The 14,393-nt window shown below is 61.6% G+C and carries 12 protein-coding genes; 4 read left to right on the top strand and 8 right to left on the bottom strand.

Features of this window, described 5'->3' with window-relative positions; all coding sequences use genetic code 11:
- Positions 1-9: 9 nt before the first annotated feature.
- From BLT09_RS00270 to BLT09_RS00250, 5 genes are read right to left on the bottom strand one after another with little or no spacing between them, the layout of a single operon-like run.
- Positions 10-768: an iron ABC transporter ATP-binding protein gene (locus BLT09_RS00270; RefSeq protein ID WP_091589887.1), complete on the bottom strand. Its 759-nt coding sequence runs from the start codon at positions 766-768 to the stop codon at positions 10-12.
- Positions 765-1,739, bottom strand: coding sequence for an iron chelate uptake ABC transporter family permease subunit (locus BLT09_RS00265; RefSeq protein ID WP_091589885.1), 975 nt, complete (start codon positions 1,737-1,739; stop codon positions 765-767). The genes BLT09_RS00270 and BLT09_RS00265 overlap by 4 nt, the downstream gene beginning before the upstream one ends.
- Positions 1,732-2,712 carry an ABC transporter permease gene (locus BLT09_RS00260; protein ID WP_091589883.1) on the bottom strand — a complete coding sequence of 327 codons (981 nt, stop codon included), beginning with the start codon at positions 2,710-2,712 and terminating at the stop codon, positions 1,732-1,734. Before BLT09_RS00260 ends, BLT09_RS00265 begins: the two co-directional genes overlap by 8 nt.
- Positions 2,709-3,611 (bottom strand): siderophore ABC transporter substrate-binding protein, encoded by a 903-nt coding sequence (locus BLT09_RS00255; protein ID WP_091590749.1) that lies wholly within the window; start codon positions 3,609-3,611, stop codon positions 2,709-2,711. Before BLT09_RS00255 ends, BLT09_RS00260 begins: the two co-directional genes overlap by 4 nt.
- 28 nt (positions 3,612-3,639) lie before the next feature.
- Positions 3,640-3,924 (bottom strand): DUF2218 domain-containing protein, encoded by a 285-nt coding sequence (locus tag BLT09_RS00250; RefSeq protein ID WP_091589882.1) that lies wholly within the window; start codon positions 3,922-3,924, stop codon positions 3,640-3,642.
- 159 nt (positions 3,925-4,083) lie between these two features.
- Here BLT09_RS00250 and BLT09_RS00245 point away from each other — a divergent pair, with 159 nt between their 5' ends.
- Positions 4,084-5,793 carry an ABC transporter ATP-binding protein gene (locus tag BLT09_RS00245; protein ID WP_091590747.1) on the top strand — a complete coding sequence of 570 codons (1,710 nt, stop codon included), beginning with the start codon at positions 4,084-4,086 and terminating at the stop codon, positions 5,791-5,793.
- Positions 5,794-5,988: 195 nt separating this feature from the next.
- On the opposite strand, the gene BLT09_RS00240 is transcribed toward BLT09_RS00245, so the two are convergent.
- On the bottom strand, positions 5,989-6,258 hold the full coding sequence (locus BLT09_RS00240) for a hypothetical protein (RefSeq protein WP_091589880.1): 270 nt from the start codon (positions 6,256-6,258) through the stop codon (positions 5,989-5,991).
- Positions 6,259-6,937: 679 nt separating this feature from the next.
- Entirely contained in the window at positions 6,938-8,320 is a 1,383-nt protein-coding gene (locus tag BLT09_RS00235; protein ID WP_091589879.1) for an FAD-binding oxidoreductase, read from the bottom strand.
- Positions 8,321-8,662: 342 nt separating this feature from the next.
- Between BLT09_RS00235 and BLT09_RS00230 the strand changes: the two genes are divergently transcribed.
- Positions 8,663-12,352: a PAS-domain containing protein gene (locus BLT09_RS00230; protein WP_091589877.1), complete on the top strand. Its 3,690-nt coding sequence runs from the start codon at positions 8,663-8,665 to the stop codon at positions 12,350-12,352.
- 69 nt (positions 12,353-12,421) lie between these two features.
- Positions 12,422-13,132 carry a response regulator gene (locus BLT09_RS00225; RefSeq protein ID WP_091589876.1) on the top strand — a complete coding sequence of 237 codons (711 nt, stop codon included), beginning with the start codon at positions 12,422-12,424 and terminating at the stop codon, positions 13,130-13,132.
- 109 nt (positions 13,133-13,241) lie between these two features.
- Here BLT09_RS00225 and BLT09_RS00220 read toward each other — a convergent pair whose 3' ends face one another.
- Positions 13,242-13,409, bottom strand: coding sequence for a DUF1127 domain-containing protein (locus BLT09_RS00220; RefSeq protein ID WP_139172486.1), 168 nt, complete (start codon positions 13,407-13,409; stop codon positions 13,242-13,244).
- Between the two features lie 325 nt (positions 13,410-13,734).
- On the opposite strand from BLT09_RS00220, the gene BLT09_RS00215 reads away from it, so the two are divergent.
- On the top strand, positions 13,735-14,184 hold the full coding sequence (locus BLT09_RS00215) for a dihydrofolate reductase (RefSeq protein ID WP_091589872.1): 450 nt from the start codon (positions 13,735-13,737) through the stop codon (positions 14,182-14,184).
- Positions 14,185-14,393: the final 209 nt, after the last annotated feature.

Below are 14,393 nucleotides of genomic sequence, written 5' to 3'. Positions count from 1 at the left end.
TGCAGATTCTCAGGCGTGATGCAGGACGGTCAGCCGACCGGCGATGTTTTCGACCCGCATCGAGAAGCCAAAAATGCTCTCCAGTATATCCGGCCGGATGATGTCGCCGGTTTCGCCCGATGCGATAACGGCGCCGTCCTTCATCGCGACGATGCGGTCGGCGTACGAGGCTGCATGATTGATGTCGTGGAGCACGATGAGCACCGTCTTGCCGTGCTCGTCGGCGATTCGTCTCAGCGTCCGCATCAGGTTTCTTGCATGAAACATGTCGAGGTTGTTCAGCGGCTCGTCGAGAAGGATGTAATCCGTCCCCTGGCAGAAGGTCATGGCGACGAGGGCGCGCTGCCGTTGCCCGCCTGACAAGGTGTCGATAAAGCGCAGCGCCAGGTCGCTGAGATCGAACTGTTCGAGCGACGCCGCAATGATTTCGCGGTCTTTCGCGGTCAGCCGCCCGCGGTTGTGCGGGAAACGACCGAACCCCACCAGTTCGGCGACACGCAGGCGGCTTGCGACGCCGGGATCCTGTCGCAGAATGGCCATGATCCTGGCCAACTGCCGGCTCGGCGTCGTATCGACCGGCAGCCCGTCGACTGTGATGCGGCCGCTTTGCAGGGGCCGCAGGCGGGCGATCAACGACAACAGGCTGGACTTGCCAGCGCCATTCGGTCCGACAAGCGCCGTGACGCCGCCCTTCGGCACGGTCAGGCTGACATTATCCAGAATGCGGCTGCCGCCAAGAGCCAGGGAGACGCCTGCAATCTCGATCATTGCCGGCCCCCGGCAAACAGAATGGCGAGGAACACGATGCCGCCGACAAACTCCACGACGATGCCGAGGCTGCCTTCCCCGCCCAGAGCATGCTGGAGGATTGTCTGGCCGCCGACGAGCACGATTATCGCCGTGAGCGCGGCTGCCGGCAGAAGGATGGCGTGCCGGTCGGTGCCGACGATGCGCTCAGCGAGCGAAACCACCAGCAGCCCCAGAAACGCCATCGGTCCAACCAGCGCCGTCGACGCCGACACGAGCGCGGCGACAACAACCAGCAGCCCGGCAGCCGTGACGCGCCACGCCACGCCGAGCCCAATGGCTGTGTCGGTGCCCAGCGCGAGCACATCGAGAACATGTCGCGCCCGCCAGGCGATGGCGACACCCGCCACGGTGATCAGGCCGGCCAACAGCAGGAGATCGGGTTCCACCGCATTGAAGCTGGCGAAGACCGTACCCTGCAGTACGGCGAAATCGTTCGGATCCAGCAGCCGCGCCAGCAACGTCGTCAGCGATCGGAACAGCACGCCCAGCACGACGCCAGTCAGCAGCATCAGCGTCAGGTCGAACCGCCGGCGAAGCATCGGCAGGAACAGCGCCAGCGCGAGGCTGGTCATTGCCGTGAAATTGCCGAAGAAGTGCAGGCTGGGATCGATGCCGGCAAAGCCGAAACCGCTCAGCGCAAAAACCAGCGCCGTCTGGCAGAAGACGTAAAGCGCATCCAGGCCCATGATCGACGGCGTGATGATGCGGTTGGCGCAAACGGTCTGGAACACGACCGTCGAAACCGCCACCGCCACGCCGACCAGAACCATCGCAGCCAGCCGCGCTGCGCGCAGTTCGACCACGAAGGCGAGATCGCCGCGCAGGCCGATCGTCATGAAGGCCACGCCGACCAGCACTGCGACTGCCGCCATTATCACGAGGCGGCCCTCGTGCCGCACCAGGCCGCGTTGCATCAAAACTTCAGTCATTGCTGTTTCGGCCAAGCAGCAGGGCTAGGAACAGCACCGCCCCGACGACGCCGAGGATCGTGCCGACCGGAACCTCGTAAGGGAAACGGATGAGCCTGCCCATGATATCGCAGGCAAGCACCAGCGCCGCGCCACCGCCGGCGACCCACGGCAAGGTGTGGCGCAGGTTTTCGCCGGCGAAGCGCGATACGATGTTGGGCGCGACAAGGCCGACGAACGGGATCGTACCGACGACGACCACGGTCAGCGCGGTGATGGCCGAGACGATGACAAGGCCGAGCCGAAGCATAGCGGCATAATTCAGGCCGAGCCCTATGCTGACGTCCCTGCCCAGCGAAAGCATCGTCAGGCGGTCGGCCGTCCACCAGGCCAATACGACCAGTGCGCCCGCAACCCACAACAGTTCATAGCGCCCGCGCAGGATGCCGGAAAACTCCCCCGTCATCCACACTTCGAGATACTGCAGAAGGTCCAGGTGCCAAGCAGCAAAGATCGCGGCGGCGCCAATGACGCCGCCATAGACCAATCCGAACAGCGGAACGAGAAAAGGTTGTGTCGGCGGCAACCTATGCGCGAGCATAAGGAAAACGGATGTCCCGGCGAGAGCGGTCACCGCCGCGCCGGCTGCCTTCCAGCCAAGCGATGCATCGGGCCAAACCAGCGTCACCACCAGTATGCCGAGTGCCGCGGATTGCGCGGTTCCAGCCGTCGAAGGCTCGACGAAACGGTTGCGGGCAAGCGTCTGCATAACAAGCCCTGCGATGGCCAGGGCGCTGCCGGCCAGAAGTGCCGCCAACGTCCTCGGCAAGCGGCTGATCATGATCAGCCGCAAGGCTTCCGGATCGGAGGCCAGACTGCCTATGGCAAGCTCTCCGACGCCGACGAACAGGCTGGCCACAAACAGCGCCAGCAGGGTTGCGGCACCGATTGCCTGATAGGCGAAGCCTTGAGAGCCAAGCGATCCGGCGGTCATTGGGTCCGCGAGAAAGCGTCTCGAATGATCTCAAGCACGCGCTTCGTCGACTGGACGCCGCCTGCAGCGATGTAGAAATCGGCAGCCGGCATGTAGACCACCTGCCCTTTCTTCCAGGCCGTGGTTTCGGCCACCAGTTCATTGTCGAGCGTCGCTTTGGCGTTCTGCTCCCCCGAGCCGATCGCCGCGGCGCGATCGAGCACGATAAGCCAGTCCGGATTGGCGTCGCGGAGGAACTCGAAGGAGATCGCTTCGCCGTGGGTCGCGGCCTCGACACCCTCGACCGCCGGCGTGAGCTGGAGCGCCGAATGCAGCCAACCGAAGCGGGACTCCTTGCCATAGGCGGTCACCTTCGGGCCGCTGGTCATCAGGATCAGTGCCGTGCCCTTGCCCTTGACGGCGGCACGTGTCGACGAAAGCGCCTCATCGAGTTCCGAAGCAAGCGCAGCCGCCTCGGCCGGCTTGCCGACGAGAGCGCCGTAGGCCGTCAGGCGCTGCTTCGCCTGCGCGAACAGATCATCGCCATTCATCGTCATATCGATGCTCTGCGCAATCCGGCTGGTCGCCGCCAGTTGCGGCGAGGAGCGCCCGCCGACAATGACGAGGTCCGGCGCCAGCGCGCTCAGCGCCTCCAGATCGGGCTCGAAGATGGTGCCGACGATTTCCGCGTCGTCCTTCAACCCGGCGAGTTCGGGCACATAGAGCTTATCGGGCAAGCCGGCGATCTTCACGCCCAGGCTGTTCAACGTATCGACCGCCGCAATGTCGAACACCGCGAGCGTTTGCGGCGTCTTGCCGACCGTTACCGGGCCCTTCGCGGTCTCGATCTCGGTTGCGAACGCCTGAACGAGGAAAAGCGCCAATGCCGGCAAGGCCAGGACCGACTTGAGCCATCTCATGAGCATGCTCCGTGTCGCAAACGACGCTTCAATCGCGCCAGGCCAGCGGCTGGAGATTTTCGCGGAAGGCGAACCGGACGAGATGCGACTCAATGACCTGCTTGGTCTCGGTCAACGCCTTGGTGTCGGCCGCTTCCACCACTATGTCCAGCCGTTCGAGACCGGCATTCATGGTAGCCGTGCCGCAGGAGAACCGGCACTGCCCATGCCCATCGCCATAGGCGACCTCGACCTTGTGCGCGAAATGCTTGCAAAGCTGCTGGAGATATTTGCCCGCATTCGGCGTTTCGCAGCGCGTGATCGCAGTCAGCATGGAGACCTCATAATATGATGTTTACACTCCACTTATCGTAAGCTATCCGTTCGGACAAGTCGGCGCCGCTGAGCAGTCGCCGCAAGAAATGCCTTTAACGACAGCCCTCGCATAGCCATGCTCCTGGCAGGCCAGACCTTCGAACAGAAAAGCGTCCCAATGCTGCGCAGATTTTTCGCCTACTACCGCCCCTGGAGGGGTCTGTTCATCCTGGATTTCTGCTGCGCGGTCCTGTCTGGCCTGCTGGAACTCGGGTTTCCGATGGCGGTCAAGCTGTTTATCGACGAGTTGTTGCCGACTCAGCAATGGCTGCTGATCCTTGCTGCGTCGGCCGGCCTGCTTGCCATATACGTGGTGAACACCGGACTGATGGCGGTCGTGGTCTACTGGGGCCATATGCTCGGTATCAACATCGAGACCGAGATGCGCCGGAAGAGCTTCGATCACCTGCAGAAGCTCTCGTTCCGCTTCTATGACAATCACAAGACCGGTCACCTCATCGCCCGGGTCACCAAGGACCTGGAGGAAATCGGCGAGGTTGCCCATCATGGCCCGGAAGACCTGTTCATCGCGATCATGACGTTCATCGGCGCCTTCGCGCTGATGTTCCTGGTCAATCCGCAGCTTGCGCTGATTACGGCGGCAATTGTGCCGCTGGTCGCCTGGGTGACAAGCCGCTATGGCGCGCGCATGACGCGCAACTGGCAGGCGCTTTACGGGCGGGTCGGCGATTTCAACGTTCGCATCGAGGAGAATGTCGGCGGCATGCGGGTGGTGCAGGCTTTCGCCAATGAAGACCACGAGCGCAACCTGTTCGCGCGCGACAACGCCAGCTACCGCAAGACCAAGCTCGATGCCTATCGTATCATGGCCGCAAGCACGTCGCTGAGCTACATGAGCATGCGGTTGATCCAACTGGTGGTGATGATCGCCGGAAGCTATCTCGTGCTGCGTGGCGAACTTTCCAGTGGCGGCTTCGTTGGCTTCCTGCTCCTGGTCAATGTGTTCTTCCGGCCGATCGACAAGATCAATTCGGTGATTGAAACCTATCCGAAAGGCATCGCCGGATTTCGCCGCTATGCGGCCCTCCTCGACACTGAGCCGGACATCGCGGATCGGCCTGGCGCTTTTGACGCACCGACGCTCCGGGGTGACATCAGCTACCGGGACGTCAGCTTCGGCTATAGCGGCGAACGGCCGGTTTTGAAGAGCATCAATCTCGACATCGCAGCAGGACAGACCATCGCCTTCGTCGGGCCATCCGGCGCCGGCAAGACGACCCTGTGCTCGCTGCTGCCGCGTTTTTACGAGGTCGACAGCGGCGGCATCATCATCGACGGTCTGGATATCCGCGATATGACGCTGGCCTCGTTGCGCGGGCAGATCGGTATCGTGCAGCAGGACGTGTTCCTGTTCGGCGGCACGATCCGCGAGAACATCGCCTATGGCCGGCTGGACGCGGTCGAGAGCGAGATCGTCGAGGCCGCGCGCCGCGCGCGCCTCGACGAACTCATCGCCTCGCTGCCGGAAGGGCTCGATACGATCATCGGCGAGCGCGGCGTAAAGCTTTCGGGCGGTCAGAAGCAGCGCCTGGCAATCGCGCGCATGTTCCTGAAGAACCCGACGATCCTCATCCTGGACGAGGCGACTTCGGCACTCGACACGCAGACCGAGCGGGAGATCCAGCAGTCGCTGGCAGAGCTTGCGCAGGGCCGAACGACGCTGGTGATCGCTCACCGGCTGGCGACGATCCGCAATGCCGATCGCATCGTGGTGGTCGCCGATACAGGCATCGTCGAACAAGGCCCGCATGATGAACTGGTGGCGCGCGGCGGTGCTTACTCACGACTGGGCGCGGCTTCAGATTAAATGAGATGCCGCTCGCAAAGCTCGGGCCGAGGAGAGTTCTCCTGAAACGCACCCGATCGGGCTGCGCAACCAAGCCCGCTCCAGCCCACGCTACGCGATCGAAAGGATCTTCCCTGCGCTGGGCGTGAGGTGATTCCAGGCGGCGGGCGAGCCCGCCGCCTGGAAGTCGAATCCCGACCGTGTGGCCGAACGCTGTTATCGGCTCCCCCACATCCCCTGTCCGTAACCCGGTGCGGGCTTATCGAAGATCGATTTTCCTGCCGAGGTCGGTGCGCTGTCGGTCGTGTCGACACTCGCTGTGCCGCTCGGGTCGAGCGCGTAGCCGTTGTCGGACGCCATCGAATGGTCACCGGTCTTCGGATAGAAGGACCCATGGCTGTAGTCGGAGCCATAGTGGTCGCTGCCGGCAAAAGCCATGCCGGAGGCAAACAGCAAGGTGGCAGTGGCAAGAACGATCTTGAGCATTTCAATTCTCCATTTTGAGGGTTAGCGTTTGGCCTCAACGCGCCGTGCCCCGCACCGCATCGATGAAGCCGTCTTTTCATGCACTTTGGGCAAACCGACCAACCGCTATCCTCCTGGATGTGCGGCGGCAGGTTGTGAAGCGCACGTCTCTTGTTGCGTTCGTGCGCTGTTCGGTGGGCTGCTCAATGGCAGCCGAGATCATCACCAATCGGCAGTGTCAGCGCGGCCGTACGAATGGCGGCTGTTCCCGATCAGCCGTCGCGTAGCGGGGTTGACGTCTGCCCCTTGTCGATCATGGCGTTGCAAGAGCCGGCGAGCCGCTTCATGGGCCGGGTGTTTTTGGCCAACAAGGCTCGCGCGGAGCCGGTCGGGGAAATCGTATGAAGCAACTGGCCTATGCATTTTGAACCTCAGGTTTCGGAGCAAAAAATGTCGACCCTCGCCAAGACTAGATGTTCGGTCTTAGGCTCTGGATATTTTCGTTTCGTCGGTTTATTCTTTCACGTCTTCGGATCTTATTGTCATACACCGCTTTCGTTTCAGGCGTTTTTCTGCATCGCGGTGGGAGTGTTTCGTTTGTTTCAGAGGCACGCGCGACGGGGCGGGACGCATTTTGTGGATGGTCGTCCTCGATGGCGCGACACCGGCTTGCGCATGCCACAGGCCTGTCAGCCTCGGCTTACGGCCGGATGTTGTGGTTGACGCGGAAGAGGTTCGCCGGATCGTATTGGCGCTTGGCCGCGACGAGCCGCTCATAGTTGGCGCCGTAGGCGGCGCGTACACGCGCCTCGCCTTCATCATCCATCATGAAGTTGATATAGGCGCCACCATGCGGGTTGTGCTTGTGCACCGCGGCCCAATACTCGCTTGCCCAGCGCCTCAGCGCGGGCGCCTTCGTCGGGTCGGGGTCGATGCCGGCGATAACCATGGACCAACGCGCTCGCCGCGCTCCCCAGGCGGTAGCGTCCGGAGGCACTTCCTGGGCCGCTCCGTCGATGGGGTAGAGGTGCATCAGCGACAGTTCGCTCGGCGTCTTCGAGCTGTGCTCGGCATGGGCTGCGATGGCCGCATCGGACAGCTCGTCGACATAATCGCCCTTCCAGTACCACTGCAAGCCCTTCGGCAGCAGCGGATCAAACAGCGCCTGCAGATCGACGAAGGGCATCTGCATCATACCGTCCATCAGTGGCCCGGGAAGCGCGTCGCGCACGGGCTGCATCGCCCGGATGCCGTCCTCCTCCGCGCCGTTGTAGCAGCTGATCAGCGCGCAGACGCGCCTTCCCCAGATCTCGCGCGGGAAAGGGTCGCAGGAGGGCACCGTCTTGATGCCGAAGAACATCCCGAGCTCTCGCGGCGCTCCGGGCAGGAAGCCGCGGTACCAGCGCATGATCTCTGCGGTATGCTCGATGTCGAAGAAGATCGGCCCGGCATAGACATCCTTCGCCGGATGCGCCTGAAATGTGAAGCGCGTCACGACGCCGAAGTTGCCGCCGCCGCCGCGCAGCGCCCAGAACAGCTCCGGGTGTTCGTTCTCACTTGCCGTCACGACGCTGCCGTCGGCCAGCACGACCTCGGCCGCAAGCAGATTGTCGATGGTGAGGCCGTGTTTGCGCGTTAGATGGCCAGTGCCGCCGCCCAGCGTCAGTCCGGCGATGCCTGTGGACGAGACGAGGCCAGCCGGCACCGCCAGCCCATGAGCGCTGGTGGCGCGGTCGACATCGCCTTGGGTGCAGCCGGCCTCGACGCGGACCGTGCTGGTCCCGAGATCAATATCGACCCGATTCATCGGCGACATGTCGATGGCCATTCCGCCGTCGCAACTGCCGAAGCCCGGACCGCTGTGGCCGCCGCCGCGAATGGCAAGAAGCAACTGCTTCTCCCGGGCATGATTGACTGCCGCGACGACATCGGCGACCTCGGCGCAGGGGATGATCCAGCGCGGCCGCTTGTCGATCATGGCGTTGTAGAGCCCGCGAGCCTCTTCATAGGCCGGATGGTTTTGGTCAATAAGGCTCGCGCGGAGCCGGTCGGGGAAATCGTGGGAAGTAACTGGCTTATCCATATTGAACCCTCAGGTTTCAGAGCAAGACGCGTCGACACTCGCCAAGACTAGATTGTTCATCCTGGGCGCTGGACATTTGCGCTTCGCCGGTTGAATCTGCCGCATCTGCGGCTCTTCTTGTCCTACACCGCCTTCGTTTCAGGCGTTTTTCTGTGGTGTGGTGGGAGTGTTTCGTTTGTTTCAGCGCGCGCCCCACGGGGATGACAGGCGACACGTCAGCGCCGGCGATGTCGCCCACGCGCCGAAACAGTTGAAACAAATCACGCGTCGGCCGAACGCGTGCTGAAACAAAGAGGGGCTATTATCCGCCCTCGCGGGATCACGCGAACAAAGGGAACGACCATGCGGCCTGATAATCCGGTGCCATCCACACACACAGGCTATGCCCTTTTTGACGCCAACCATGTTCTCGTCGACAGCAATCCGCAGATATTTGGAAGCCGGTGGCTCGACCGCGGCGAGATGCAGCCGACGGACGCCATTGCCGCAGTCGCCGAAGCCCTCTCACGTCTAAAGAGTTTCGACGGCCGCCCCATCGAGCCCGGCAACGCATTTGTTGAAAGCGCCGCGGCGCGATGGACGCAAATCGACGACGCTCCAGTTGAAGCTGAGACATTGGATGGCCGGTGGAAGTTGCTCACCGCACATCCTCGGCCGGATGGCGGCATGGCCCTGGTAAGCGTCGACATTACCGAGATGAAGCGGGCGCAGATCGCGCACCAGGAGAACGCTGAGATATTCCGCTGCATCACGGACAGTCACCCGCTGCCGGTTTGGGTGGTGGACGCGGGAAGCGGGCAGATCCTCTACGAAAGCCTCGACGCGTCGAACCTGCTTGGCCGAAAATGGACGCCGAACGAGCCGCAATTCCTGACGGATCATTTCGTGAATTCTGGCGAATTCGATGAAATCAGTTCTCTCGCCAGCCACAGCGAGATCGTCCGGGATCACGAAATCCAGCTTAGAAACACAAGCGGATCGGCCGTCTGGTGTTCGACCAACTGCCGTCGCGGCGTCTACGGAGGGCGCCCCTCGCTCATCATCGGGGTATTGGACATCACGGAACGCAAGCAGCGCGAGGATCTGTTCGGTTTCCTGATCAAGCATCATCCGTTGCCGGTATGGATGAACGACGCAAGTTCGGGGGAACTCATCTACCAGAGCAATGCTGCCGAACGGCTGCTTGGATGGAGCAGAAAGGCGCAACGCGAGACGGTGCGGCTTGGCGATTACTTTGTCGATCCCGAGAAGCACCGGGAAATCAATCGGGAGCTCATGCAGAAGGGCGTCGTCGAAAATTGCGAGGTGCTCCTCAAAAGACCCGATGGCCAGGAGTTCTGGGCCACGGGCAATCTCAGGATCGTCGAGTTCCAGGGCCGGCGAGTGGTTCTCGCCGGCATCGCCGATGTGACCAAGCAGAAGAAGCGTGACGGCGAAGTCGCCGCGGCGCGGGAGATGCTCGCAGACGCCGTTGAATCACTCTCCGAGGGATTCGCGCTGTACGACGAAGACCACCGCCTGGTCATGTGCAACAGCCTTTACCGCGAACTGAACCACCAGGTGCGGGATCTCGTCGAACCGGGGGTGGAATGGAACGAACTCCTCCGCGAATCCGCCAGGCGCGGCGTGTACCGCAATGCGGTTGGGCGCGAGGATGAGTGGCTCGACGAGCGGCTCCAAAGCCGGATCGAGTTCCACTCCCATTTCGAGGTCCCCCTCTCCGACGGCAAATGGCACTCGGTATCGATACATCCCACCGATCTTGGCGGCTTCGTCGTAACGCGCACCGACATCAGCGAGCGCAAGAAGGCCGAGGCTTTCGAGCGCGACGCCACGACGCTGCTGCAAAAGGTGCTCGATGCCTGCCCTTCGCCGATACGCATGACCACGTTCGAGGGAGAAACGCTCTACCGCAATCCTGCTACCAGAGATCTCTACGCCGACCGTCCTCGGATAACCGACCATTATGTCGATCCAGACAAGAGCGCAGTATTGGAGCGCACCCTGATCGAAAAGGGCAGGATCGATGATTTTCGGGTCCAGCAGTACGACACCGAGAACAAGGCCTTCTGGGCTTCGATTTCCGCTCGCCTGATCGATTTCCAGGGAAGGCAGGTGATCGTGTCGAACACGACCGATATCACCGGCATGATCGCCGCCCAGCAAGAAACGCGCAAGGCGAACGAACGGCTGATCGACGCGATCGAATCTCTGGCCGAAGGGTTTGCCCTCTACGACAGCAACGATTGCCTGGTGCTGGCCAACAGCAGGTATCGCCAGATGCACGCGATAAGCGCGGATGTGCTCGTTCCCGGGGTGAACTGGTTCGATTTCCTGCGCGTGACCGCAGAGCGCAACCAGTTTCCGGTCCCACGCGACAAGATCGACGACTGGCTTGCCGAGAGGGCACGGGACCGCCGCGAGTTCCGGCAACAGGAATTCCGTCATACGGACGGGCGTTGGTTTTTTGTCTCGAACTGTCCGACCCGCGAAGGCGGGTTCGTGGTTACCCGTGTCGAGATTACAGAGCGCAAGCGGGCCGAGGAGGCGGCCAAGGAAGCGGATGAACTGGTCCGTAAAGTCCTCGAAGCCTGCCCCGTCAACATCCAGATGACCCGCGCGCATGATGGGAAGCTGCTTTACCGCAGCCCCGCCACCGTTGAACTGCTCGGCGACGTCACCAGCGCCGTCGACTATTATGTCGATCCTTCAGAGCGGATCCGATACGTTGAGCGGCTGCTCGCGACGGGATTAGTCGACGATTTCGAAACCCAGCTCAAACGCAAGGACGGTGGAACCTGCTGGTGCTCGGTTTCGTCTCGACTGATCGATTACCACGGTGAGAAGGTGATTGTTTCCCACGCCTACGATCTCACCGACCGGATAAAAATGCAGCAGGAATTGGAGCGGCAGCGCGAGACGCTGCACCAGAACGAGAAAATGGCGGCGCTCGGTGGATTGCTGGCCGGGGTGGCGCATGAGCTCAACAATCCGCTCTCGGTGGTGCTTGGCCTGTCATCGCTGATGAAGGAGACCGCTGCCGACGCCAAGGTCGTCGAACGCGCCGACAAGATAAGCAAGGCAGCCGAACGCTGCGCCAGGATCGTCAAGACTTTCCTGGCTATGGCCAGACAGCAGCCGACGCGAACCTCAAACGTTGCGATCGACGATATCATTTCCGAAGCGGTCGAAGTGGCGAGCTATTCGATTCGATCGTCGGACATCGGGCTTTCAGTTCATCTTGAACCTGGTCTTCCGCCGATCTGGGCGGATCCCGATCAGCTTGGCCAGGTGCTGATCAACTTGCTTGTCAATGCAGAACAGGCGTTGCACGGCTGGCAAGGGCGACGGACAATCACGGTTTCAACGCGGCTTCACCCTAGAACCGGCAACATAGTCGTCAGCGTTGCCGACACCGGTCCGGGAATTCCCAAAGAGATACTTCCCCGGATTTTCGAGCCGTTCTTCACGACCAAGGAGATTGGAGCAGGAACCGGGATCGGGCTATCCTTCTGTCATCGTATCGTTCAATCCCATGGAGGAACCATCGAGGTCGATTCCCCAGAGGGGGGTGGCTCGACCTTCATACTTTCGCTGCCTGCTTCGGACCGTCTCGACGACGGAACCGAAACGGCCGAAGACGAGCTCCCGAATTCGACCGGCATTGCCTGTCTGGTGGTAGACGACGAAGAGGAAGTGGGTGAGCTGGTTGCTGAGGTGCTCAGGCGAGATGGTTTCAACGTCACCATTGCCAGATCCGGCGAAGAAGCGCTGCTGCACCTCAAGAACCGCAATTTCGCGCTGATCCTGAGCGATCTGAAAATGCCTGATATGGACGGGCGGGGATTGTTCAACCAGATTGCCAAGCTCCATCCGGCTGAACTCGACAGGTTAGCCTTCCTGACGGGGGACACAATCAGTCCGGACGCGCAGATGTTCCTGCGCGCCGCGAAACGGCCCTATCTCGAGAAACCGATCAAACCGAACGAGCTCCGTTCGTTTGTCTCTAATCTGGTCAACAACAATGCTTGACAGACCCGTTGATTTGCACGTCACTTTAGAGCCAACTTATCCATTGGGCTGGTTGTTCGGTGGTCGATTTTGACGACGCACGCACACATAGTGGTCTGCGATGACGAACCGGATATCCGCGACACGGTGGCGGAATATCTCGAGCACCATGGCTATGCCGTGACGCCCGCCAACGCGGGGCCTGCCCTGCGTGAACTTATTGAGAGCCAGCACGTCGATGTGGTCATATTGGATATCCGAATGCCAGGTGAGGATGGCCTCTCCCTGGCGCGATATCTACGAGAGCACTCAGACGTTGCCATTATCATGCTGACCGGATCGGCGGAAATCGTCGACCGCGTTGTCGGATTGGAGATCGGCGCCGACGACTATGTCGTCAAGCCCGTCGACCTGCGGGAGCTGCTGGCGCGGGTCAAGGCCGTGCTGCGCAGGACATCGGCGAGCGAACGCGCTGCGGGGAAAGCGAGTACTCTGGGCCCTCACCAGCTCCAGTTCGGCAAGTGCCGCTTCGACCCGGACGCACACAAATTATACAACGCCGAGGGGGCCGAAATAGCGATCACCCCGATGGAGTTCCGGCTTCTGAAAGTATTCAGCGAACATCGCGGACGCGTACTCAACCGCGATCAACTGCTCGAACTCGCCCATGACCGCGGGTGGGATCCCTTCGATCGCAGCATCGACATTCGCGTTTCGCGCCTGCGGAAGAAAATCGAGGTCGATCCCTCCAAGCCGGAGGTGATCAGGACGATCCGCGGCATGGGTTACCTCTACTCCTGAGCGCTGCCGCCTTTGCCGGCAACGCGGATCGCCCGTCTCGTGGGCATTGGCGGCGGAGGCCGCCAGATGGGGCATTGGCGGCGGACGCCGCCAGAAGGTGGCCATGGACTCAGCCCGCCTTGTCTTCTTGGCCACGCTGCAAGCCGCGGACCACCAAGCCAATCTCGGACCGGCTGATCCCGATGTCCTTCAGGAGGCCATCGTCCATTGCCGCAAGGGTCCGTTCCGCCATGCGGTGAATCCGGTAATTCCGAAATGAGCGGTAAGCTGCTCGCATTCTCGACATCGCAATACTCCATTGATTGGCGCCGCGGGATGCAGCGGTGCCATTGGATTTAAACCATCGCTGTTTCAGGCGTTTTTCCGCGCCGAACTCGAAGTGTTTCGTTTGTTTCAGTGTCGGGATGGACTTGTGAGAAGGAGTTCCATAGTCCGGCCGACGACATTCAAAACCACCTCTTCAACGAGGCGGTGGACCAGCCAGCCGCGGCGGAGTAAGGCTGCGCGTTCGAGGCTGTTTGGGTCTCATACAAAAGGCGCGTGGCGCAGCATGACGTGCAAGCGTTGCGAATGCGACCAGACCGGCTATCGGTGGAGTACGCATGAAGAAGACTGTCGTTAGAGTTGTCTGTGCCATTGGCCAAGCGGGGCAGCTCGGCCTCAAAGGGGGCCTTCCCTGGGAAGGCAACCGGTCGCCGGAGTTCGTCGCCGACGTTGCACGATTTTTCGACCTCACCAGAGGACACGTCTTGCTCGCCGGTCCCAAGACGATCGCGAGCGTTCCGGATTTTGCTCGCGCTGATCGGGACCTTGTCGTCGTTCGCTCCAGCATGGATCCCGAGGACACACTCCAGCGCTTTGCTGGCCGCGTCGTCTTCATCGGCGGCGGTCCACCAGTGTGGGACGCCTATGCGCGCTTCGTCAGCCATTGGGATATCACGCGGCTGCCCTATGGCGGACCGGCGGACCGCTGGTTCGATGCAAGATGGCTTACGGCGGGTGGCGAAGTTGCCAAAAATCACCGCGACCCCAGCAGTCACCGCGACCAATGAAGGCTCGGCTCACAGTGGGCACCGCGGTGGAACGATCGCAGTGCCCGTAGTCTGTACCCGCACACTTAGCAGTTCGCCCCAGTCTGCGGATCGCACGCCTTGTTTTCTTGCTTCTGTGGTTCGGGCTCGGCCGCCTGTTCGGGCTCGGCCTGCTGCTGCTCGGCGGCGGGCTGCTCCTCGGCCTTCGGCTTCTCAGGCTTGGCCGCCTG

This window comes from Mesorhizobium muleiense (assembly GCF_900099905.1).
Lineage (GTDB): Bacteria > Pseudomonadota > Alphaproteobacteria > Rhizobiales > Rhizobiaceae > Mesorhizobium > Mesorhizobium muleiense.
The sequence above is the reverse complement of the archived record's forward strand: the minus strand, read 5'-3'. Positions and strand labels throughout refer to the sequence as shown.